The 23094-nt window shown below is 47.0% G+C and carries 21 protein-coding genes; 5 read left to right on the forward strand and 16 right to left on the reverse strand.

Going from position 1 to position 23094, the window contains the following annotated elements:
- The first annotated feature begins 43 nt into the window (after positions 1 to 43).
- Complete coding sequence (locus tag OEU88_RS11755; RefSeq protein WP_262695365.1) at positions 44 to 1258, forward strand: NADP-dependent isocitrate dehydrogenase; 1215 nt, start codon at positions 44 to 46, stop codon at positions 1256 to 1258.
- 113 nt (positions 1259 to 1371) lie between these two features.
- Here the strand turns inward: OEU88_RS11755 and OEU88_RS11760 are convergent, their stop codons facing one another.
- The 10 genes from OEU88_RS11760 to flgB form a co-directional block, all read right to left on the reverse strand.
- A complete protein-coding gene (locus OEU88_RS11760; protein ID WP_262695366.1) occupies positions 1372 to 2589 on the reverse strand; it encodes an ion transporter in 1218 nt (405 codons plus the stop codon).
- A gap of 55 nt (positions 2590 to 2644) precedes the next feature.
- Complete coding sequence (gene alaS, locus OEU88_RS11765; protein WP_394805262.1) at positions 2645 to 5290, reverse strand: alanine--tRNA ligase; 2646 nt, start codon at positions 5288 to 5290, stop codon at positions 2645 to 2647.
- 220 nt (positions 5291 to 5510) lie between these two features.
- The gene (recA, locus tag OEU88_RS11770) at positions 5511 to 6584 is read right to left on the reverse strand and encodes a recombinase RecA (RefSeq protein WP_262695368.1); all 1074 of its coding nucleotides are present in this window, start codon (positions 6582 to 6584) and stop codon (positions 5511 to 5513) included.
- A gap of 188 nt (positions 6585 to 6772) precedes the next feature.
- Entirely contained in the window at positions 6773 to 9163 is a 2391-nt protein-coding gene (locus OEU88_RS11775; RefSeq protein WP_262695369.1) for a response regulator, read from the reverse strand.
- A 105-nt stretch (positions 9164 to 9268) separates the two neighbouring features.
- The gene (gene flhB, locus OEU88_RS11780) at positions 9269 to 10366 is read right to left on the reverse strand and encodes a flagellar biosynthesis protein FlhB (protein WP_262695370.1); all 1098 of its coding nucleotides are present in this window, start codon (positions 10364 to 10366) and stop codon (positions 9269 to 9271) included.
- Positions 10367 to 10369: 3 nt separating this feature from the next.
- Positions 10370 to 11128 carry a flagellar biosynthetic protein FliR gene (fliR, locus tag OEU88_RS11785; RefSeq protein ID WP_262695371.1) on the reverse strand — a complete coding sequence of 253 codons (759 nt, stop codon included), beginning with the start codon at positions 11126 to 11128 and terminating at the stop codon, positions 10370 to 10372.
- 4 nt (positions 11129 to 11132) lie between these two features.
- A complete protein-coding gene (gene fliQ / locus OEU88_RS11790; protein WP_262695372.1) occupies positions 11133 to 11399 on the reverse strand; it encodes a flagellar biosynthesis protein FliQ in 267 nt (88 codons plus the stop codon).
- 53 nt (positions 11400 to 11452) lie between these two features.
- The gene (locus OEU88_RS11795) at positions 11453 to 11776 is read right to left on the reverse strand and encodes a flagellar hook-basal body complex protein FliE (protein ID WP_262695373.1); all 324 of its coding nucleotides are present in this window, start codon (positions 11774 to 11776) and stop codon (positions 11453 to 11455) included.
- Positions 11777 to 11787: 11 nt separating this feature from the next.
- Positions 11788 to 12195 carry a flagellar basal body rod protein FlgC gene (flgC, locus tag OEU88_RS11800; RefSeq protein WP_262695374.1) on the reverse strand — a complete coding sequence of 136 codons (408 nt, stop codon included), beginning with the start codon at positions 12193 to 12195 and terminating at the stop codon, positions 11788 to 11790.
- Positions 12196 to 12245: 50 nt separating this feature from the next.
- Positions 12246 to 12677 (reverse strand): flagellar basal body rod protein FlgB, encoded by a 432-nt coding sequence (gene flgB, locus OEU88_RS11805; protein ID WP_262695375.1) that lies wholly within the window; start codon positions 12675 to 12677, stop codon positions 12246 to 12248.
- A 141-nt stretch (positions 12678 to 12818) separates the two neighbouring features.
- On the opposite strand from flgB, the gene OEU88_RS11810 reads away from it, so the two are divergent.
- Genes OEU88_RS11810 through fliP form a run of 3 tightly spaced genes read left to right on the forward strand, consistent with a single transcriptional unit; the run spans position 12819 to position 14375 of the window.
- Complete coding sequence (locus OEU88_RS11810; RefSeq protein WP_262695376.1) at positions 12819 to 13238, forward strand: EscU/YscU/HrcU family type III secretion system export apparatus switch protein; 420 nt, start codon at positions 12819 to 12821, stop codon at positions 13236 to 13238.
- The gene (locus OEU88_RS11815) at positions 13235 to 13546 is read left to right on the forward strand and encodes a flagellar biosynthetic protein FliO (protein WP_262695377.1); all 312 of its coding nucleotides are present in this window, start codon (positions 13235 to 13237) and stop codon (positions 13544 to 13546) included. Before OEU88_RS11810 ends, OEU88_RS11815 begins: the two co-directional genes overlap by 4 nt.
- A 49-nt stretch (positions 13547 to 13595) precedes the next feature.
- A complete protein-coding gene (gene fliP, locus OEU88_RS11820) occupies positions 13596 to 14375 on the forward strand; it encodes a flagellar type III secretion system pore protein FliP (RefSeq protein WP_394805263.1) in 780 nt (259 codons plus the stop codon).
- A gap of 5 nt (positions 14376 to 14380) precedes the next feature.
- Here fliP and OEU88_RS11825 read toward each other — a convergent pair whose 3' ends face one another.
- The 4 genes from OEU88_RS11825 to OEU88_RS11840 form a co-directional block, all read right to left on the reverse strand.
- Positions 14381 to 14731, reverse strand: a complete 351-nt coding sequence (locus tag OEU88_RS11825) for a hypothetical protein (protein ID WP_262695379.1) — start codon at positions 14729 to 14731, stop codon at positions 14381 to 14383.
- Positions 14724 to 15800, reverse strand: coding sequence for an SMP-30/gluconolactonase/LRE family protein (locus OEU88_RS11830; RefSeq protein WP_262695380.1), 1077 nt, complete (start codon positions 15798 to 15800; stop codon positions 14724 to 14726). Before OEU88_RS11830 ends, OEU88_RS11825 begins: the two co-directional genes overlap by 8 nt.
- Before the next feature lie 49 nt (positions 15801 to 15849).
- On the reverse strand, positions 15850 to 16269 hold the full coding sequence (locus OEU88_RS11835) for a VOC family protein (protein ID WP_262695381.1): 420 nt from the start codon (positions 16267 to 16269) through the stop codon (positions 15850 to 15852).
- A gap of 118 nt (positions 16270 to 16387) precedes the next feature.
- On the reverse strand, positions 16388 to 17971 hold the full coding sequence (locus tag OEU88_RS11840) for a peptide chain release factor 3 (protein ID WP_262695382.1): 1584 nt from the start codon (positions 17969 to 17971) through the stop codon (positions 16388 to 16390).
- Between the two features lie 313 nt (positions 17972 to 18284).
- On the opposite strand from OEU88_RS11840, the gene OEU88_RS11845 reads away from it, so the two are divergent.
- On the forward strand, positions 18285 to 20096 hold the full coding sequence (locus OEU88_RS11845) for an amidohydrolase (protein ID WP_262695383.1): 1812 nt from the start codon (positions 18285 to 18287) through the stop codon (positions 20094 to 20096).
- Between the two features lie 33 nt (positions 20097 to 20129).
- On the opposite strand, the gene OEU88_RS11850 is transcribed toward OEU88_RS11845, so the two are convergent.
- Positions 20130 to 22343, reverse strand: coding sequence for a S9 family peptidase (locus tag OEU88_RS11850; protein ID WP_262695384.1), 2214 nt, complete (start codon positions 22341 to 22343; stop codon positions 20130 to 20132).
- 77 nt (positions 22344 to 22420) lie between these two features.
- On the reverse strand, positions 22421 to 23074 hold the full coding sequence (locus tag OEU88_RS11855; RefSeq protein ID WP_262695385.1) for a TetR/AcrR family transcriptional regulator: 654 nt from the start codon (positions 23072 to 23074) through the stop codon (positions 22421 to 22423).
- Positions 23075 to 23094 lie beyond the last annotated feature (20 nt).

A 23094-nucleotide genomic window follows, 5' to 3' on the forward strand; every position in this document is an offset into this window, starting at 1 on the left:
TAAATTTATAGTGATAAATAACTAGCAAGAAATCGAGGGACCGATGAGCAAAATTAGAGTAGCAAATCCAATTGTTGAAATTGATGGCGATGAGATGACCCGCATTATCTGGCAATGGATACGCGAGCGCTTGGTGCAGCCATACATGGATGTTGATTTGCTTTACTACGACCTTTCGGTTGAAAAACGCGACGAAACAGATGACCAAATCACAGTTGACGCAGCAAAAGCCATTCTTGAACATGGTGTTGGTGTTAAATGTGCGACCATTACACCTGACGAACAGCGTGTTGAAGAATTCGACCTGAAGAAAATGTGGCGAAGCCCCAATGGCACTATTCGCAACATTCTTGGTGGTACCGTTTTCCGTGAACCAATCATCATCAAAAACGTACCGCGGCTTGTTCCGGGCTGGACCAAACCAATTGTAATTGGCCGTCATGCTTTCGGTGACCAATACCGCGCAACAGACTTCCTTGTACCTGGCGCAGGAAAGCTAACAATGCGATTTGACCCGGCAGACGGCGGTGAAGCAATTGAGAAAGAAGTATATGAGTTTGCAGACTCTGGCATTGCCATGGGTATGTATAACCTTGACGAGTCTATACGTGACTTCGCTCGTTCATCACTTACATACGGCCTGGAGCGTAAATGGCCTGTTTACTTGTCTACAAAGAACACAATTCTAAAAGCCTATGACGGTCGCTTTAAGGATCTATTCCAGGAAGTGTTTGAGACTGAGTTTGAAGAGCGTTTTAAAGACGCAGGTGTTACATACGAACACCGCCTTATCGACGATATGGTTGCCTGTGCTCTGAAATGGGCAGGTGGCTTTGTTTGGGCATGTAAAAATTACGACGGTGATGTGCAGTCAGATACTGTTGCTCAAGGTTTTGGGTCACTTGGTTTGATGACATCAGTTCTAATGACACCTGACGGAAAAACAGTTGAAGCAGAAGCTGCGCACGGCACAGTTACACGCCACTTCCGTCAGCACCAAGAAGGTAAAGAAACATCTACAAACCCAATCGCATCAATTTTTGCATGGACACGTGGCTTGAAGTACCGCGGCAAGATGGACGGAACACCGGAAGTGACCGCATTTGCAGAATTGATCGAAAAGACCTGCATTGAAACAGTAGAGAGCGGCTGTATGACCAAAGATCTTGCGCTTTTGATTGGTCCAAACCAAAGCTGGATGACAACGGGTCAATTCTTCGACAAAATCGACTCTAACCTGAAGCAACGTATGGCTTAATACAGGTTTAAAGCGAAACTGATATGATAAAAGCCGCCCAAATTGTTTGGGCGGCTTTTTTATTTATTCCTTAAAGCATTTTTAAAATGACCCAATAGCCCAGCAGCAAAACTTTACTGCCTAGAAACTTGCTGGTTTAAAGCCGCGTACATAACCTGCTTGTCAGGTTCTTCAATATGGTTATCACTCACTAATGTCTTAAGGCGACGACCTGCATGATCCAGCATTCCCTGTGCAAACTCGGGATAGATCGAGAGCAGCATATGCAGATCAACACTCTCAAGCCATATCACTTTGGTGCGTTCATTCGTGAGCGTTGCAGGTTGGTAGTTTTTATCGCTGATTATGTTGCACTCACCAAAGAAGTCGCCGCTCTCTAAAGGAATGGCCTTGTGTTGGTAAAAGGCACTAACTTCACCTGAAAGGATACAGTACAAGCCGTTATTCATATCCATCTTATGCGACAATACAGTCCCTGGGGATGCTGACAAAGTCCTCACACGCGTAGCTAAATCTTTTGCAGCCTCGTTCGGTAAATGCTGGAAAATAGGAAAGTCTTCAATAACCCTTAGCGGCACAACAAATTCACGGCGATGCACTTCGTCGGAGAAACCAGACGCTATAATGCCGATAGGTAATGCATAAAACACAAAGCCAATGATCATTACGGCACTGCCAAGTACACGACCACCATCAGTAACAGGCACAACATCGCCGTAACCAACGGTGGTCAGCGTAGAAAGCGCCCACCACAATGCCGCTGGAATGCTGCCAAATGCAACAGGCTGCGCTTCATGCTCAAGAAGGTAAGCGATAGTTGCCGAAAAGAAAAGAAGGCCCATCATGATAATAAACGTCGCAACCAGTGCGCGGCGTTCCTGATAAATAACTCTGGTTAACGATGACAAAGCTGGCGAATAACGAACCAACTTCAACAACCGTAATAATCTAAATATACGCAGTGTTCTAAGATCTGCCGTGACAAAAGCGCCAAGGAAAAACGGCGCGATTGCAGCTGCGTCAATAATCGCCATTGGCGATAAGATATACCGTAAACGCCTTGATGCAGCACTATCGCCCACATCGCCGTAACCTTCGGCACTTACCCAAACGCGCGCAGCATACTCAATGGTAAACACAGCAACCGAAAAAACATTAAAGATATGAAGCCAAAACCCATATGTTTGCCAGATATGATCGACAGTCTCTAACGCCACAGCAAAGACGTTAGCGACAATGAGCACGATCATCATATATTCAAAAACAGCCCCGGCTCGGCTGCCAAAACTGCCAAGCTCAAGAAAATCAAATGCTTTTCGTCTTAGAGCCATAATATCTGAGTATGCATAAGCAAAGCCTTGTGACGCAATAACTTTATAAAGTTAATTATTTGTCGCCGGCAATCGCTTGCTCTATCGCAACGAGTGCAGCTGCAGCATTGCTGCCGTCAGGTCCACCCGCCTGCGCCATATCAGGGCGGCCGCCACCACCTTTACCACCGACAGCTGCAGCGCCAATACGCACTAAATCAACCGCATTATGTGTCGCGAGCAAATCATCAGTTACGCCAATAAGGACCGCCGCCTTGCCATCATTTACCGCAATAAGCGCCACAACGCCGCTACCGAGAGTTTTCTTTGCATCATCAGCAATACCGCGAAGATCTTTAGGACTAACACCATCCAAAACCTGCCCAAGATAGGAAACTCCATTAACATCTTTAGCGGCCGGTCCGGATGACCCACCACCCATCGCAGCCTTTTTCCGTGCATCAGTAAGCTCTTTTTCCAGTGCTTTGCGGTCTGATAGTAAAGCATTTACACGGTCTAATAATTCTTCCGGGCTCGCTTTTATGGATGCCGCAGTCTGTTTCAGTAAACGCTGCTGATGCATAAGGTATTCAAAAGCAGCTTCACCGGTAAGGGCCTCAACACGGCGAACACCTGATGAAACCGCGCTTTCAGAAGTAATAGTAAAAAGTCCAATATCACCAAGACGCTTTACGTGAGTGCCCCCACAAAGCTCAACGGAGAAATTGGGCTTCGCATTATCACCCTGCCCCATTGAAACGACACGTACTTCATCACCGTATTTTTCGCCAAACAAAGCCATTGCACCAGCTTCAATAGCTGCGTCGTAACTAAGTAACCGCGTCTCAACAGCTTCGTTTTCACGGATAACTGCGTTTACAAGACGCTCTATATCGGCGATTTCATCTTCAGTGATGGCTTTGGGGTGAGAAACATCAAACCGTAGTTTATCGGGTGCAACCAAAGACCCTTTTTGCGTAATATGCTCACCTAAACGCTGACGCATTGCTTCATGAAGAACATGAGTAGCTGAATGGTTTGCACGAAGGCGGCGGCGACGATCACCATCAACTGTCATCACAACAGATTTGTCGTTACTGAAAGAGCCAGTTTCAACTTTGCCTACGTGAGCATGAAGGGTACCCATTTTTTTGGCCGTGTCTTTCACGGCAAAACGGTTTTCACCTTCCTGCAATATACCCGTATCGCCCATTTGCCCGCCAGATTCAGCATAAAACGGCGTTTGATTTGTTAAGATAACAGCTTCTTCACCTGCTGACACTCCGTCAACTATCTCGCCGTCTTTAACAATCGCAACAACCTGACCATCAGCCTGCTCGGCTGTGTAACCAACAAACTCGGTAGCACCGCACTGATCATGGATATCGAACCATATTGCTTCGGTGGCTGCATCACCTGAACCAGACCAGGCTGCACGAGCTTTTGCACGCTGTTCATCCATTGACGTATTAAAACCAGCAACATCTACCTTCAGCTTTTGGGCACGTAGAGCATCCTGCGTTAAATCCAACGGGAACCCAAAAGTATCATATAGCTTAAACGCGACATCACCTGCGAGTGTATCACCAGAGAGTTTTGCCACTTCATCGTCTAATAATCGCAGACCCTTATCCAGCATTTGCCTGAATTTATCTTCTTCAAGTTTCAATGTTTCTTGAATCAACTTTTCGGCACGGACAAGCTCAGGGAAAGCCTGCCCCATCTCAGTCATAAGCGTCGGTGCCATCTGGTGCATCACCAAATCTTTGGCACCCAGAAGGTGTGCATGGCGCATAGCGCGGCGCATAATGCGGCGCAGAACATAACCACGCCCTTCATTAGAAGGCAGAACGCCGTCAGCAATCAAGAAACTACATGCCCGAAGGTGATCAGCAATGACCCGGTGTGAAGCACCCGTATCTTCATTTTCTATAGCGCCGGTAGCTGCAACTGACGCTTCAATCAAACGGCGAAAAGTGTCGATTTCATAGTTATCGTGTGTACCCTGCATAACTGCAGAGATACGCTCAAGACCCATGCCAGTGTCGATACTTGGGCGTGGCAGCTCTACCCGATTATCCGCAGCACGTTGTTCGTACTGCATGAAAACCAGATTCCATATCTCAACAAATCGGTCACCATCTTCTTCCGGAGAGCCCGGAGGGCCACCCCATATGTGATCACCGTGATCGTAAAATATTTCCGAGCATGGGCCACACGGTCCCACGTCCCCCATGGACCAAAAGTTATCATTTGTCGCAATGCGGATGATGCGTTCTTCCGGTAAGCCCGCTATTTTTCGCCATAAATCATATGCAACGTCATCGTCATGATACACCGTAACCGTCAATCGACTAGCATCGATGCCATAATCTTTGGTTATCAATTCCCAAGCGTGAGAGATTGCTTGGTCTTTAAAATAGTCGCCGAAGGAAAAATTACCAAGCATCTCAAAGAATGTATGATGACGTGCTGTGTAACCCACATTATCGAGGTCATTGTGTTTACCGCCAGCTCTGACACATTTTTGGGAAGAAGTCGCCTGCGTGTAACCACGTGTTTCAGCACCGGTAAATACGTTTTTAAAAGGCACCATACCAGCATTAACGAACATAAGCGTAGGATCATTAAGCGGCACCAATGGTGCAGACGGCACGACCTCATGGCCATTTTTTGCAAAGAAATCCAGAAATGTCTTCCGAATTTCATTTGTACCGCTAATACCTGATTTCATAGAGCCCGTCATATCATCACGCCTTCTTCAACCCGTCTTCCAGCTACAAAAGCATACATGCCGGAAACAAAACAGAGGGCTTTTTACCTAGGGCTTCCCGATGTGTCCAGCAAAGAGGTTGATCAAATACACAGTACGTTCATATTCCAAAGAAAAAGAGCGGAAAAACCGCTCTTTTCAGATATCAATTCAATTGTCAGAAAAAGCTCTAAACTTCATCATCATCCAACTTGGGTTCATCAGAGAGCATAGCTTCTTCGACAAGCCCTGCATTTTGACGAATTGCCATTTCAATTTCGTTTGAAATATCAGTGTTTTCAGCAAGGAAACGCTTTGCATTCTCGCGACCTTGCCCAATGCGCTGGCTAGAATAACTATACCATGAGCCAGATTTCTCAACTACACCAGCCTTCACGCCGAGGTCTACAATCTCGCCCATTTTAGAAATGCCCTGACCGTACATGATATCAAACTCGACTTGCTTGAATGGTGGTGCAACCTTGTTTTTAACAACCTTCACCCGCGTGGCATTACCAACAATATCATCTTTTTCTTTAATTTGACCGATACGGCGAATATCAAGGCGAACAGATGCATAAAACTTAAGCGCATTACCACCCGTTGTTGTTTCAGGGCTACCGTACATCACGCCAATTTTCATGCGAATCTGGTTAATGAAAATAACAATAGTGTTCGAGCGAGCAATTGATGCCGTTAGCTTACGTAGTGCCTGACTCATAAGGCGAGCCTGCAAACCTACATGGCTGTCACCCATTTCACCTTCAATCTCAGCGCGCGGTGTCAGTGCAGCAACAGAATCCACAACCAAGATGTCTACCGCGCCTGAGCGTACAAGTGTATCTGTAATTTCAAGTGCTTGCTCACCAGTATCTGGCTGACTGACCAACAATTCGTTCACATCAACACCCAGTTTACGCGCGTAAACTGGGTCAAGTGCGTGTTCGGCATCAACAAAAGCAGCAATACCGCCTGCTTTTTGTGCTTCAGCAACTGCATGCAGCGCCAACGTCGTCTTACCAGAACTTTCAGGGCCATAAATTTCAATAACGCGCCCCTTTGGAAATCCGCCAATGCCAAGAGCAATATCCAGATTTAAAGAACCAGTAGAAATTGCTTCTATTTCGATACTGGAGTCGCGCTGACCCAGCTTCATAACAGAGCCTTTACCGAATGCTCTATCAATTTGACCAAGCGCTGCTTCTAGCGCTTTGCTCTTATCCATGGATGTTCCTTTTACCAACTGAAGGCCTGATGCTGACATTGTGAAGCTCCCTTATTCCATAGCATGTGTTTGGTTGCAATGTAATGTTTGTACACTTTTTGTTCTTTTATGCAAGAGCTTATTTTCACCTTTTGTTCTCATGTGCTACCAAACAGTCTTACACAGTAAAAACATCAACAGTAATATAGTGAAATTTATATGCTATGCAGCGACAAGCTAAACAAGCACTAGTCCAGAATAGTTTTCACCTTTTCAGCCAGATCTTTCAGGGTGAAAGGTTTGGGTAAAAATTGAAATTCTTCCGCTTCAAGGTTTTTGCGGAACATGTCTTCTGCATATCCTGAAACAAAAATAACTGGCAGCTCTGGCCGCGTTTTGCGCGCTGTTTTCACCAATGTTGGCCCGTCCATGTTCGGCATCACAACATCTGTGATTAACAAATCAATTTTTGCTTCAGATTCATTGAGTATCTCAAGACCCTGCTCACCAGAATCAGCGTCAAGAACAATGTAACCTTTGTTTTCGAGTGCACGGCGCGCAAACATACGCACAGGGTCTTCATCTTCAACAATCAGTATCGTGCCTTTGCCTGTAAGGTCGCGCTCGGGCACATCAATGACAGTTTGGTCTTCATTTTCAACCTCAGAACGATCATGTGCTTTGAGAAGTAGAAGGAATGTTGTTCCCGTACCAACTTCAGATTCCACAAAAACAAACCCGCCAGTTTGTTTAACAATACCATACACCGTAGCCAGACCAAGACCCGTACCCTGCCCCACTTCTTTTGTGGTAAAGAATGGCTCAAAAATCTTGTTCAAGTTACTCTTGGCAATACCACTACCGTTATCTTCTACCTCAATAAGAACATAGTCCGTAGGCACAACAACATCATAACGATCAATAAGCGGATCATCTGCCTCCACAAGACGCGTTCTAATTTCCAGCTTGCCTCCTTGCGGCATCGCATCACGCGCATTAACCGCAAGGTTAATTATCACTTGCTCAAGCTGTCCCTGATCCACCTTCACCGAGGGCAAGTCACGCCCATGAACAACTTTCAATTCGATTGTTTCGCCGATTAATCGTCGAATGAGGTTTGACAAATCAGCAAGAACATCCGTTAACATAAGCACACGTGGGCGTAACGTCTGTTGACGCGAAAACGCTAATAATTGACGCACCAAATTCGCCGCCCGGTTTGCATTTTGTTTGATTTGAATAATATCAGAAAACGACTGATCACCAGCATCATGTCGCACCAGCAACAAGTCACAAAAGCCGATAATCGCTGTTAGCAGGTTATTGAAATCGTGAGCAACACCACCTGCAAGTTGGCCGACTGCCTGCATTTTCTGCGCCTGTACGAACTGACGTTCAAGGCTTTTTTCCTGTGTTGTATCAACAAGGTAAAGAATGGCATACCGCGTATTTTCTTTGGCGATTGAAGCAGAGAAAACTTGCCCAACACGTTCAGGTTGCCCGCTGTATACAACATCAAGCGGAATAGCGGCTGGCCGGCCATCGTTGGCAAACTTAATTAGCTCGAACAGCGCTTCACGATCTTCTTCCACAACAATGTCAAGAATACTGTCACCCGCATTCAACTGACTGGCGGACGGATGTAACTTCAGTGGTTGATTATATTCCTTGACGTTTGCCTGCTCATCAACAACAGCAATAGCGATTGGAGCGGCATCAAATATTGGATCAATCAAAAACTCACGCTCAATAGGCACAAGTTTACCATGCATTTGGTCAAGCCTGCGAATAAACCTGAATTGCCCGACTTGCCGGCCCTGCTCTCGCGCTTGCAGTGGAATGGTGGTTACGTCAACATCAATACGCTGTCGGTCACCAACAATCAGCTTAGTATCCTGCCCTTTCAGTTGCACCCGCGACAGATCTTTACCTTCTTCTATATCCAGCCAATCAAGGATTACCTTGTTGGCATAATGAATAGTGCCCTTCACATCTTCCAGAATGATGCCGCATTCCAGTTTTTCAAAAACAGTCGATGCCCATCCCGAAACCATATTTTTTTCATGACGCAAGCGCGCGCTATCATTCTGCCGCGAAACTTGCCAGACAAGGTGATTGCCAACACGCTTGCCTATCAGCGTTAGCTCATCGTCCTCATTAGGGGTAACATTTATTTGCGCAGCAGCATGGCCAGAATGCCGTACGTTATTCAGCAATCCGCTTATAGCTTGCCTGCTATCCTCACTTGAAACCATGTCATGAATACGCTGAATTGGTTGATCATTAAGCCGTTCAAAGCCAAGGTTTGCAGCAAGGGTAATACCATCAAGCTGCGTTACCAGAACCGCGCGCCTGTCCATCGCAACCAAAGCCTGTAAAAGCTCGCGGTCAACACCATCACCGGATTGGGCAGGTTGCCCGAGCTGTTTCAACGCACGAATAAGCGTCAATGCGGTAATAATAAGTGTGGCACCACCAACTGTGATGGCAGCAATCTGTCCCCAAAACAAATAAGTGAAAACCGAAACACCACCTGCACCGATCAGCCCAGACAAAGCCATCGCGAGCAAGCGCAGCCCTGACTTTACTTCATTGTTAACCAGCGCATCCCTTATAGGCTGTGGTAATTGGCTTTCCATAAACTCTCTTTAATCACTATCGATATTGCTTCATCACATGTTGATAAATTCTACGCGGCTTTAAGCTAAATGGGCAAGCCTCGTATTAAGTTTGGCGACATTAACTTATCTCAGCTCCAGCGTGTTTGACTTTCTACCAAGGCCAGCTTTCTGCAGCTTCATAATATAGGTAATCACGCCAGCTACTGCCTTATAATGATCAGGCGGAATCTCTTCATCCAGTTCAACGCTGGCATATAGCGCACGTGCCAATGGCGGGTTTTCAATAATAGGAATGTCGTGTTCTTCCGCCAACCCCCTGATGCGAAGGGCAACATTATCAACGCCTTTGGCAATTAATACAGGCACATCCATATGACCATGTTTATACTCCAGAGCAATCGCATAGTGCGTTGGGTTTGTAATAACTACGTCTGCGCGCGGCACAGCAGCCATCATACGCTGTGAATGCCGTTCAAAACGTATTTGGCGCAAACGCGATTTTACCTTTGGGTCACCATCGGTTTGTTTACGTTCATCTTTCACTTCTTGCTTGGTCATGCGCAGCTTTTTGATGTGCTGATATTTTTGATAAGAGAAATCAAGAGCAGCAATGATTGTCATCAGGATCATGACACCAAGCATTACTTTCACTGCCATGATATGAGCCAAACCAACAACATCAATGATTGGCAGCAACATTACCGTATCCAGACGAGACCGTTCTGGATAGGCAACCAAAAACAGAACTAGTGAAAGGGCCAAAAGCTTGGCAACCGCCTTACCAAATTCCACTGGCATTCTTGACGAGCCAAATTTCTTCATACCCTGGAGCGGGTTAATTTTTGACAGGTCCGGTTTTAATTTTTCAAATGTAAAGACGCCAGAGTGCTGAATTCTGTTTCCAGCCAGAGCGGCAAAGACAAAAACACCAAACGGAATAAGCAACACAAAAAATACATCAAACATCAATGTATTCAATACCTTGAGCGCATTAACCTGCTGGGTATCAATTTCATGTATGCGACTTAAATAACCAACAAGCGGATCCCGTACACGCGTGACAATAATTGCACCAGCACCAGCAACAACACCTGTTCCAGCAGCTAACATAAACCAGGTTTTTACTTCCTGACTTTGAGCCACTTCACCTTTTTCAGTTGCCTCCTGAAGTTTTTTCGGGGTGGGTTCTTCGGTTTTTTGAGCTTCATCTTCGTCAGCCATACATCACCCTAAATACGACAGGAGATGCTGCTGAAAACGCTCCAAAAACAAACTCATCATGGGGCCAATCAATAGCATCATCATTACGAAGCCAATAAAGAGGTTCATCGGCAAACCAATGAAAAACACCTGAAAGCCCTGTATCATCCGCGCCACCAAACCTAGGCTTAAGTTGAAAATCAACGAATAGACAATAAACGGCGCAGCCAACTGAAAACCAAGGGCAAAACTATCTGCAACATAGCGCACAATAAGTGCGGCGAAATCCTCATACGGGATAGCAAGGCCTACAGGAAACTTTATGTAACTGTATGCAAAGCCTTGTATCATCAAATGATGTAAATCCGTGACAACGATCATTGTAATGGCAGTAAGTGACACGAAAGAAGCAACAATTACACTTTGTGAACCTTGTGCCGGATCAAATGACTGTGCCGCCGCTAAACCGGTTTGGAATGCAATAACCGTTCCCGCTGTGTGCGTCGCTGAAAGCAATATGCGCGCTGTAAGGGCAAGCATCGAGCCAATGAGCAGCTCTTGTACAAACAAGGTTACCAACCCAAACATGGTTTCCGGCATGGAAGGTAATGTTCCTGAATGCACCGCGTATATAATGAGTGACAGAATAAAAGCCAGGCTAACACGCACACGCTGCGGGATAGATTGATCCCCGAGGACCGGCATCAACATAACTAGCGGCGTCAGGCGCATTAAAACAAGGAGGAAACCAAAGGCTTCTGCTGGTAAAACCTGCCCTAACACTTCTTTATCCGCCTGTGATAATGCGCTCGGAAATCCGCTGCATTAGATCAGCCATATTACGGCCCATAAATGGGAAGGTCACAAGCAATGCAATGAAAACCGCTATAATCTTGGGAACAAACGTCAGGGTCATTTCCTGCAACTGCGTAACGGTTTGAAAAAGTGCAATCGCAAGGCCCACAATAAGACCAACTGCAAGTATAGGTCCAGATGTAGAGATTAGAGTGACAAGAGCGTCACGTGCAACATCAAGTACCTCAGGCCCAGTCATTGTTGCATCTTCTCCAATCTTGCATACGCTGTCAGCGTAATGGCACTAATGCCCTAGATTGGCATTTTCAGAATATCGTTATACGCCGATAAAACCTTATCGCGCACAGTGACCACAGTTTCAACTACCATTTCAGCATTAGACACTGCAGTGGCAACATCAACAATATCAGATTGCCCTGTCAAAGCCTGAGCACTTGTTACCTCAAGGTTAGTAGTTGTTGCCTTAACATCACCGATAGAATCGCTCACAAGTGATGCAAATGCGGACTCACCGCTTGCACCGTCCGCGCCGTCACGCGGACCCGCTAAACCATTTTGCAATTGCTTGGATGCTTGTGAATATGCGTTTACAGCATCAAGTTGTTTTATGTTCACCTGCTATCCCCTTAACGTAGTAAATCGAGTGTCATGGTTGCCATACGGCGGCTAGCTTCCATTGCATTCAAATTTGATTGATAAGTACGCTGCGCTTGTTGCATGTCCATCATTTCAATCAAACCGTTTACGTTCGATTCCTTGATGTAACCTGAGGCATCAGCGGCCGGATTACCGGGGTCATACTTCTTGGTAAAATCTTTTTGGTCAAACTCGATACCACCAACCTTCACAAGCTCTACACCGTTTGCACGGTCCATCTCGGTTTGGAATGTAATGATCTTGCGGCGATACGGATCAGCACCCGGTTCTGTTGCAACAGAATTCTGGTTTGCAATATTTTCCGAGATCACACGCATACGCACTGATTGTGCGCGCAAGCCTGATGCAGACGCCATCATTGCTTTTTGAAGGTCCATAACCTGTTCCCTTACACAGCTAAACTGCGTTCTCTCAGCATAGCCGCTTTCTAGCGACCACCACCACGACCCAAGGCTATTTTCAACAGCCCCATATTCTTTTTGTAAAGATTAACCATCATGCCATATTCCATTTGGTTATCGGCTACGCGGATCATCTCTTCCTCAAGAACCACTGTGTTACCCGTTGGTGATTCTTCAGCATCTTTATCTTCAACAATATCAGCCTTGTCAGCCATGCCGCCACCAGCCGTCATATGGCCAGCTTGCGACGCCCGCATGTTCATAGAAGGCTTTACAGATTTAGAAGAGCCAGACAAGTCATCAACAAGACCAGAAAAATCTTGGCGCTCCAGCTTTTGGCCTTTGTATCCCGGTGTGTCTGCATTGGCCACATTCTGGCTGAGCACGCTTTGGTTGCTGTGCAACCATTGCATCCGCTTTTTCATTGCAGCCATTAATGGAATTGACGTCAGGTCCATAAATCTCTCGTTTAATGCGAGTTTATTGTCAATGGTGTCTATCACCACAATTCCGGTATTATTACTCAAATTTACCATGCAACAATTAGGGTTAACAAATTCCTAACGCAGATAACTTTTATTCACGAAAAATTACGCCAAATGCTTGCATTTGTAGGAATTTTGACGCTGAATGCCCGCATGGAAAACGAGAAAGATACAGCGCCTGAAGTAACCAAGGCCATCGCAGTTAAAGGCAGCAGCGGTGATACAGGCGCACCACCAAAGATTATAGCCAAAGGCGAAGGCCTGTTGGCGGAACGGCTGCTGGACATTGCTTTTGCTGAAGGCGTGAAGGTCAGGAAGGACAAAGACCTGACCGAACTTCTGGATGCGTTTGACGTGGAAAGCCCCGTGCCGCTTGAGGCATTGCATGCTGTTTCACTAATCCTTGAGCGTGTGTACAAAGAAAACCAAACCATGGCTGGTGATCAAGACGATGACACACCCGTTGGCGCCCAAAAAGAAACAACCATTGACGGCGTCTCCCGCAACATCTCACCTGATGGGGCAGGCAAATGACTGCTGAAATTTTCAATGCCTTCGCTGCACTTGTTTTTGTGCTTGGCCTGCTCGGCCTATTTGCATGGGGTGTCCGGCGGTTTGGTTTCATACCGGGCCAGCCCGCACTCAACCGCAAAACCAAAGAGCTTGAGATTATTGAAACCAAGATGGTAGATGCCCGCAACAAGCTGCTGGTCGCGCGCTGGCGCGGTACAGACTATCTGCTGGCTTCCGGTCCGGATGGTATTAAGCGCATCGACGAACAAAAGGCACAAAAGCAACCAATTGCTGACACTGTGAGCAGGACTATTGATAATGAACGCTAATATGGCACCTAAAACACCTTTTGAGCAGATGGTGTGTTCTGCGAAGGCTATGTTTTCGAAACGAACTTTGCTGAAGGTTGCCTTGTTCATGGCGCCGCTTGCTGTTGCCCTTACCATGTTTGGTGCTGGCGAGGCTGTCGCACAGTCCCTTAATCTGGATTTGGGCGAAGAAGGCACACTGTCAGGTCGTGTCGTGCAGATGATCCTGCTGCTGACTGTGTTGAGCCTCGCACCTAGCATATTGGTGATGATGACCAGCTTCACGCGCATGATCATTGTGTTTTCACTGCTACGAAGTGCAATGGGAACGCAGCAAAGCCCGCCAAACATTGTGTTGGTTTCCCTGTCATTGTTCCTGACAGCTTATGTGATGGCCCCTACGCTCACGTCCGCTTGGGAAGCCGGCATTGAACCATTGATGAATCAGGAAATTGACGAAGTTGAAGCCTTCAACCGTGCCTCTGTTCCGATGAAAAACTTTATGCTCGCACATGTGCGCTCGGAAGACCTTGCTTTGTTTGTTGATATGGGCGGCGGAGATTCGCAGAATACAGTCGTAGATGACATTCCGCTGCTAACCGTAGTACCAGCCTTCATGATAAGCGAGATCAGGCGCGCGTTCGAGATTGGCTTCCTGCTTTACGTACCGTTTATTGTGATTGATATGGTTGTGGCATCCATCCTGATGTCGATGGGTATGATGATGCTACCACCGGTAATGATCGCCATGCCGTTTAAGCTGATATTCTTCGTGCTGGTTGATGGCTGGAATTTGGTTGTTGGCTCACTTGTGCAAAGCTTCGGCACCCCACCGCCGGGAGCGGGCTAAGTTAATTAAATATTCAATAGTATGCGGCAAGCCTCATCAGCTAAATCTGAATATGACTTATAATGATAAAGTGTTGGATTAGCTAACATAGTTATGATCTCAGAAATTGTATCTTTATGTTCATCTTCAAAACCAATCTGATCGCGACATTCAATTGCATTACTCCACCATTCAATGTCCTTGGCCTTGATCTTGCCGTTTTGGTACCTTTGCAAAACATTGTTAGTCACACTGACTGTCAGCATGAGCAATTCATCATCAGAGTCCCAACTTATTACTCTTAAGTTAGCCTCTATTTGAACACGAGGTTTAGAGAATTCGATTAAACCAACTAGAACCTCAATTTCTTTATTCATACACCTTCAACACTAAAGTTTTCAGTCGCCCGATTTGCGGTGCCTCTAAGCTGCCAAGATACAGCGTATCACCCACCTGCTCCACTGACGTGATCATATAAACATTCTCGCCGTTCGGGTCGTGATATGCATGGGTCACGTCGCCTTGTTCATTCAGGCCCACGATCATACCGCGATGAATAGCCGATGGCTGCATCCACACTGGCAGTTTAGCGATCAGTTTCTTCACGAATGGCTTGGTATGCAGGTTATCAATATCCGGGTTGCGCGGTGATGGCAGCGCCAGCCAGAACGTGCCTTTTCGGTTGGACGAAATACCGTCCGGAAACCCCGGCAGATTATCAATGAATATATCGCTAGCACCAGCCTTCTCACCTTTTAGCCAATAGCGTGTCACACGGTACCGCGCGGTCTCATTCACCAGCACAAAATCTTCCTTCTGCGACAACGCAATGCCGTTCGCGAAATACAGATTATCCAACAACATGTCAGTTACGCCAGTTGCAGGGTCATGCACCAGTAAGCGACCATGTGGTCTGCCTTCGATAAGATCAAGGCGGTACTGTGGTTGGTTGTATGTGTCACTGGCGTCAGAGAAGTAAATTTTGCCATCAGAGGCAATGTCCAAATCATCAGCAAACACAAATGGTCTGCCACCATGCTCTGTCGCCAACACTGTGACGGCACCGCTTGAATCTATGGACAATAAGCCTTTCCATGCGTCAGCGACAATCAGGTTTCCCTCAGCATCAAAATGCAACCCAAGTGGGCGTCCGCCTTCAATATTAGCAAACGTTTCTTGCCCGCTACCATCGTTATCCATGCGGACAATCCGGCCATCATGCAGGCCGCCGTATATGCGCCCCTGCGCATCAACAGCCACATCTTCAGGGCCTGCACCGTCGGTTATCGGCAAAGTTTCAGCGCTTAGCAGTACGTCATTTTCAGCAAACAGACCGATGAAGCCTTCACTAACTGGTGGTTCATATGACACAGGGTCAATTGTAACTGTGCCAAACCAAAACCATGCTGCACCAACAAACAACAGCCCAACAATCCACTTAAACATATATTTTCCCGATCTTATTCACGAGCAATCAAAACGCGCCTCGCATGATTTATGCGCTGTCACTATCCGGCTCTGGCACAGGGCCAAGCTGCTCCCACAGCTCAATCTTGGTGCCTTCAGGGTCAATGATCCATGCGAATTTGCCGTAGTCATGCTCTTCTTTTTCGCCCACTTGCTTGATGCCAGCGGCCTCAAGTTTCACGAGCAATGCATCAAGGTCATCCACGCGCAGGTTCACCATAAAGTCTTTTGTGGATGGGTTAAAATACTCCGTATCTTCCTTGAATGGACCCCAAACATTATAGCCTCTGCTGTCCGGCTCTTTGTCTTCACGGAACGGAAAACTGGCACCGTATCCATCATAGGGAAAGCCAAGCTGCTCCCTATACCACTTCACTAAGCTGTCACGGTCCTTACATTTCATAAAGATGCCGCCAAGGCTTGTGACCTTACCTTTTTCAGATGTCATAATTGCTCTCCCCTATCTGCCCACGTTTAGAATAAAACGAATGAGACAGGGAAGTCATTGCCTAATTTAAGGGCTAATTTTGAAAAGCAATGGCTACAGCAATGAGACGCACTATGGCTTAGTAGACTTCTTCTTTGGTTTTTAGGAACTTAAGCGTGGGGTAATCTTCCTTCGCTTTGTCCAGATGCCAATTGTTGCGCGCTAGATAAACCGGTGCGCCTGCATGGTCCGTTGCCATAGACGCCCGGTTCTGGTCCATAAAGGCCTTAACCTCGCGCGCTTCACCTTCAATCCACTCTGCTGTCATCAAGGTTGTTGGCTCAAACTTACATGGAATTTGATACTCCGTGCGAATGCGGTCCGCGAGCACATCAAACTGCAGTGGGCCAACAACACCCACTACCCAGTCACTACCTAGGTATGGCTTAAACACACGTGCAGCGCCTTCTTCAGCAAGCTGTTCCAGTGCACGACCCAAATGTTTGGCTTTCATCGGGTCATCGGCCCGCACTTTTTGCAGGATTTCTGGTGCAAAAGACGGCACACCAGTGAAGCGAACAATTTCACCTTCAGTTAGCGTGTCACCAATGCGTAGGTTTCCGTGGTTAGGGATACCCATAATATCGCCCGCGAATGCTTCCTCAGCAATAGCCCGGTCTTGAGCAAGGAAAAGCTGCGCATTGTGTACGGCAATAGTTTTGCCGCTGCGCACATGTTTCAGCTTCATACCTTTTTTAAACTTGCCAGAAATGAGACGCAGGAACGCAATACGGTCCCGGTGTTTTGGGTCCATGTTCGCTTGAATTTTGAACACAAAGCCCGAAACCTTGTTCTCATCTGGTTTAACCTCACGCTCAAGCGCTTTGCCGGGGCGCGGTGCCGGCGCAAACTTACCAACACCTTCAAGTAGTTCCTGCACACCAAAGTTATTGATAGCGGAGCCGAAAAATACAGGTGTGAGTGTTCCCTCCAAGTATAACTCCAGATCAAACTCAGGGCACAGTTCGCGCACCATTTCCACGTCTTCACGCAGCTTGGCAAGCGCATAGTCAGGCAACAGTTCGTCGAGTTTCGGATCATCAAGACCAGCACACTTAATGCCTTCACTCAGGGCATCACCTTTACCACGATCAAAAAGCACAAGCTGATCAAGCAACAGGTCATAACAGCCTAAAAAGTCACGCCCCATACCGATGGGCCAACTGGCCGGCGTAACATCAAGCGCCAGCTTTTGCTCCACCTCATCCAGAAGTTCAAATGGATCACGCGCTTCACGGTCCATTTTATTGATGAACGTGGTGATCGGCATATCGCGCAAGCGACACACCTCAAAAAGTTTACGTGTCTGGTTCTCAATACCTTTTGCAGCGTCAAGCACCATAACGGCGCTGTCCACCGCCGAGAGCGTACGGTACGTATCCTCAGAGAAATCTTCGTGACCAGGCGTATCGAGCAAATTAAACGTATGGCCTTCATAGTCAAAGGTCATGACAGACGATGCAACCGAGATACCGCGCTCCTGTTCCACCTTCATCCAGTCAGACCGGGCACGCCGCCTTTCACCGCGGGCCTTCACTTCACCAGCAGCCTGAATAGCACCACCAAATAACAACAGTTTTTCTGTCAGTGTTGTCTTACCGGCATCCGGGTGCGAGATAATCGCAAACGTACGGCGGCGCTCTATTTCATGATCAAATGTCATGGACACATTATTCCCTTATGCAATGCGCTTAGGTTCGCACTACTCAATTTGCCGGAACACTAGCGATTTTTAAGCCGTTTTAAAGGGGAATCTGATCTGCAGTATAAGAAACTTATTGGTAAATCTGAAATGTCATTAATAAAAAAGGCCGAAGCACGGATAAAACGGCTTCGGCCTTAGGTCATCATGCTTGCTTTAGTGTGCCAGCATTTGGGGAGGTGGGGAGAGCCAGCACCAAACCAACAAGCAGATTCGATAATTCATTGTCTAGAGGGCATATATGTTCGCCGTATGGCAACTTCAAGGCTGATTAGTGAATATTATTTCAACTGACAAGAAACTTGTTTACCGCAGTGAAATAGACTTATGGTTTGACCATGTTGAACTTAAGGGCACAGAGTGGTTGGCCCGCTGGGGGCAGAAAATGAAAACTAAAAAATACATACATATAGCTGCTTTTGCACTCGTTTCTGTACTGCAGATAGGTTGTTCAAACCCGCAAAGCAATTCTACGGTCGATAATCAAAGCAAAAGCCTGATTGTATACGGCGGCACTATTCGCACAGTCGACGACACGTTACCAACCGCTGAAGCGATGTTGGTAACGGATGGCAGAATTGTCGCTTTTGGTAATGCAGCAACTCTGATGCAACAATCCCCGGGTGCCGAGCAGGTAAACCTTGAAGGTAAAACAATTTTGCCCGGCTTTATTGATAGCCATGTCCACGTACGTGAGCTTGGCATGGATGCAAGCAAAGCCAACTTGGTTGGTGTGAGAAGTACTGAAGACATCGTAGAAAGGCTTGTTGCGCATTACCCTAACCCTGCAAAAGATATGTGGCTTATTGGCCAAGGTTGGGACGAAGGGTGGTTTGGCAGCGCTGGCTATCCTGACAGACAATTACTGGATGAAGCATTCCCAAACAATCCAGTTCATCTGGAATCGTTGCATGGCTTTGCAGGGTTTTATAACGGTAAAGCGCTCGAAATAGCGAAAATCACCAATAACACACCTGATCCTGAGGTAGGACAAATACTCCGTAGGCCAGACGGCACGGCAACAGGCGTAATGCTGACCCTTGCACAAGGTTTGATAAACCAACACATACCGACCGCTGATATTAACATGCGCAAAGATGCCATCACCAAAGGCCTTGAGATTATGGTGAAAGCAGGCGTTACAAGCGTTCATGAAGCCGGCATGACAAACATGGACGCTGCGACCTTTATGGAACTCGCGGAAGAAAGCAAGCTCTCCATAAGAGTATACGGCATGTTGAACGGCAACGATAATGAGCTGATGAACCACTGGTTTGAGCGCGGCATCCATGAACAGCCAGACACTATGTTTGCTGTGCGGTCCATTAAGGTGTTTTATGATGGCTCGCTCGGTTCACGAACCGCATTAATGCAAGAACCATATAGCGACGACCCAGCAGCCGCGAACCCCACTGAGCGCATAACACCTGAGCAACTGAACTGGCTTGCTGAAAACGCGGCAGAAAAAGGCTTCCAGATGGCCGTTCATGCAATCGGCGACGAAGGCAACAACAGAACACTTTCAATTTATGAAAATGCATTGGCGCCATACCCGACACAAGACCACCGCTGGCGGATCGAACATGCCCAAGTGGTGTTGCCAGACTATTTTGAACGCTCGGCTAAGCTTGGTGTTATCTCCAGCGTGCAATCTTCCCATGCTGTCGGTGATAGCGGTTGGGCTGAAGACCGCGTTGGCCCAAATCGTATTGGTCTTGCATATGCTTGGCGCAAAATACTTGATGCAGGCGCGCCGCTTATACTGAACAGTGATCTGCCCGGCGAGCCCTGGAAGCCTATGGAAACACTGTATTTCGCCGTAACACGCAACACCCTTGATAACCCAACTGGCAATGGCTGGTACAAGGACCAAGCATTGACCACCGGAGAAGCCATTGACGCTATGTCAAAAGCCGGCGCTCACTCAGCCTTTCAGGACGGTTCAATTGGCACGCTAAGTGTTGGAAAATGGGCAGATTTTGTTGTGCTGGATACAGACCCCTACATAGCGGAACCAGCAACCTTAAAAGACATTGAAGTGCTATCTACATGGGTTGCAGGCAGGAAAGTTTTCACTAAAGAATAACGCCCTGCCTGCTGAATTTATTAGGTGGAAATTTTACTTTTTCAGTGACCGATTGAAAAAGTCCAACGCCTGATTCCACAGATGCGTTCGCGTTTTCGCTCCGCGAATACCATGCTTTTTACCAGGATAAGTCATCAGTTCAAATTTCTTACCTTTGTTCTGCAAAACAGACAGCAATTTCACAGTGTGATCAAAGAACACATTGTCATCAGCCATACCATGCATCACCAGCAAATTACCTTTCAGGTTATCGGCATACTTGAACACACTGCTGTTGGCATAAACGCTGCCCGGCGCATCAGGGTGACTTAAGTACCGTTCTGTGTAAGCCGTATCATACAAACGCCAGTCTGTTACAGGAGACACAGCAACGCCTGCCTTGAACACATCAGGGGCAGTGAACATCTGCATCAATGTCATATAGCCACCGTATGACCAGCCCCACGTTCCGATATTATCACCATCAATGTAAGGCAATGTTTTCAGGTAATTAGCGCCTGATACCTGATCAGCCACTTCAACAGTACCCATCGCATCTTTAATATGCCCTTCAAACTGCAAGCCCCGGTTCCACATCCCGCGGTTATCTAGCACCATAACGACATAGCCTTTACGCGCTAGAATTTCGTTGAAGTTCACGGTCCATGCTTTTTGCACACGCTGCCCGTGCGGGCCGCCGTAAGGCGCCATAACAGCAGGATACTTCTTATTTTCATCCATGTTAGGTGGCAGATACATGCGGTAATACAAATCAGTACCATCATCCGCCTTTACTGTGCCAAAGCGCTGCTGCGCCTGCGTGCTCGTATATCTATAGTACGGATGCGTTTCATCCAGTGTGTTTGCCAAAACCGTTGATCGCAGACCACCATCAGACAAGTTACGCACCGTTACTTGCGGCGGCTGTGTTGGGCTTGAGAAATTATCAATGAACACTTCAGCACCCACTGTTACGCCGTGCCAACCTTCATCCAACGTTATTTTGTGGATGTCTCCGCCATCCAGCGATACAGCATATAGATGCCGTTCAATCGGGCTGTCTTTATGTCCCGTAAAATAAACAGTGCCGGTCTGCTCATCGACACGCTGAATACCGGACACTACCCAATCACCAGATGTTAACTCAGTGATTTCACCTGTTTCTGTATTGTAGCGGTAAATATGCCTGTAACCAGAACGCTCGCTCGTCCACAGCATGGTCGTACCGTCACCTAAGAAACGTATATTCTCATCAACATTCACCCAGATATCAGATTTCTCACTCAAGAATGTTTCAGAGGCTCCACCAGCTTCTGCAAAAAGCAAATCAAGTTGTGTCTGCGCTCGATTCAAGCGCTGCACGGCAACATGTTTACTGTCTGACAGCCAGTTAACCCGAGCGAGGTAAATGTCTTTCTCAGCACCGAGATCAACCCATTTCACACTTTGATCAGCAACAGTTACAACACCAAGCTGAACATCAACATTAGTGCTGCCTGCTTCAGGGTACCGCTGCTTCAGTGATATAACGCCGCCATCCGGCTGCACCTCATAGCGGTCTTTAACAAGCACATTGCTTTCGTCAAACTGCTCGAATGCCACCTTTGTTTCGTCGGGAGACCACCAATAACCTGTAAACCTGTTTAATTCTTCCTGAGCGACGAACTCGGCCATACCATTTGCAATGGTATCCGTTGCGCCGCTGGTAAGTTTAGTCTCGCGTCCAGTTTCAATGTTTACAATATAGAGTTCGCGGTCTCGTATAAACGAGACATACGAGCCCATTGGGCTAAATTTAATGTCAGTTTCGTATGCTTCTGTATCGGTCAAGCGCTTCACTTTACCGCCAATAGGCAACACATAAACATCGCCGCTGATCGGGAACAAAAGTGACTTGCTATCTGCAGACCAGTTGTAAGCAACAATACCTGTTTTACCAGCCTGTGCTCTGTTTCGTTCACGGCGCGCTTTTTCTTCTTCGCTTAATTCTTCAGCGCCGCCGTCCAGCAGTGTTGCTGAATCGACAAGCAGTTTAGACAAGCCTGTTTGTGCATTAAATTCCCATAAATCTAGTTGCGCCGCGTTTTCGGCTTTTCCGCGCAAGAACGTAATCCGTCGCCCATCTGGGGCAATCTTCAAACCCTGAACTGTTGCACCGTTAATGTTTGGACTTGCCTCCAAACGCTCAATGGTAAACTCTTCCGCAGTAAGAGGTGCGGCTAGTGGCATTGCAGTCATCAGCGCACCCGCTATGATCGATTTATTCATTCATTTTTCCCTAAGCTTTCAGTTAGTGACGTTACCTATCAGCGCACTGCTTAAAAGCAGCGCCCTTCCCCATAGTTTTATTTCTCGCAAAGTTTCTTAAATCCAGCGGATACAAAAGGCACCATTCGCTCATAGGCGCCAAGCATATCTTCAGATTTAACAACACCATCAGACAACTGATCAATTCGGCCCGTATGCGCAAAAGTAAGTGTGAGCGCACCAGACAAAAAGTGATAACACCAATACAGATCAACAGGATCCGCATCAGGCAAAGCCTGCTTCAATGCATCCATAAATTTTCGCACAACTGGGTCAAAATATTTAGTCATCAACTGACCGCCCCACTCAAACGAACTGTTAACTTGTGCTACCAATTCAAAATAATGTCGCCAACCCGGATCATCCTGATATCCATTAGCAAGCATCGGCCTGAGAAATGCGTCAATTATTTCCTCCACCGATGGTCCGTTTGTCCCTGCTTCCGACTTCAATTTTTCGAGCGCGTCAAGGCGCGCAGTATTCCAAACCTCTGCCCTGCGCATTAACACAGCATCGAATAGGCCACGCTTGTTGCCAAAATGATAACTGGATAATGCAAGGTCAACTTCCGCTGAATCTGCAACCATGCGCATGGACACACCATCAAAACCATGTTTGGCAAACAAAGCTTCGGCAGCATCCAGAATTCGATCTTTACGCTTAGGTACTGTTTTCTTGGCATTTTCCGGCACAAATTTCCCCATATTGTTTT

Origin of the sequence: Kordiimonas aquimaris (assembly GCF_025574485.1) — a bacterium.
Taxonomy (GTDB): domain Bacteria; phylum Pseudomonadota; class Alphaproteobacteria; order Sphingomonadales; family Kordiimonadaceae; genus Kordiimonas; species Kordiimonas aquimaris.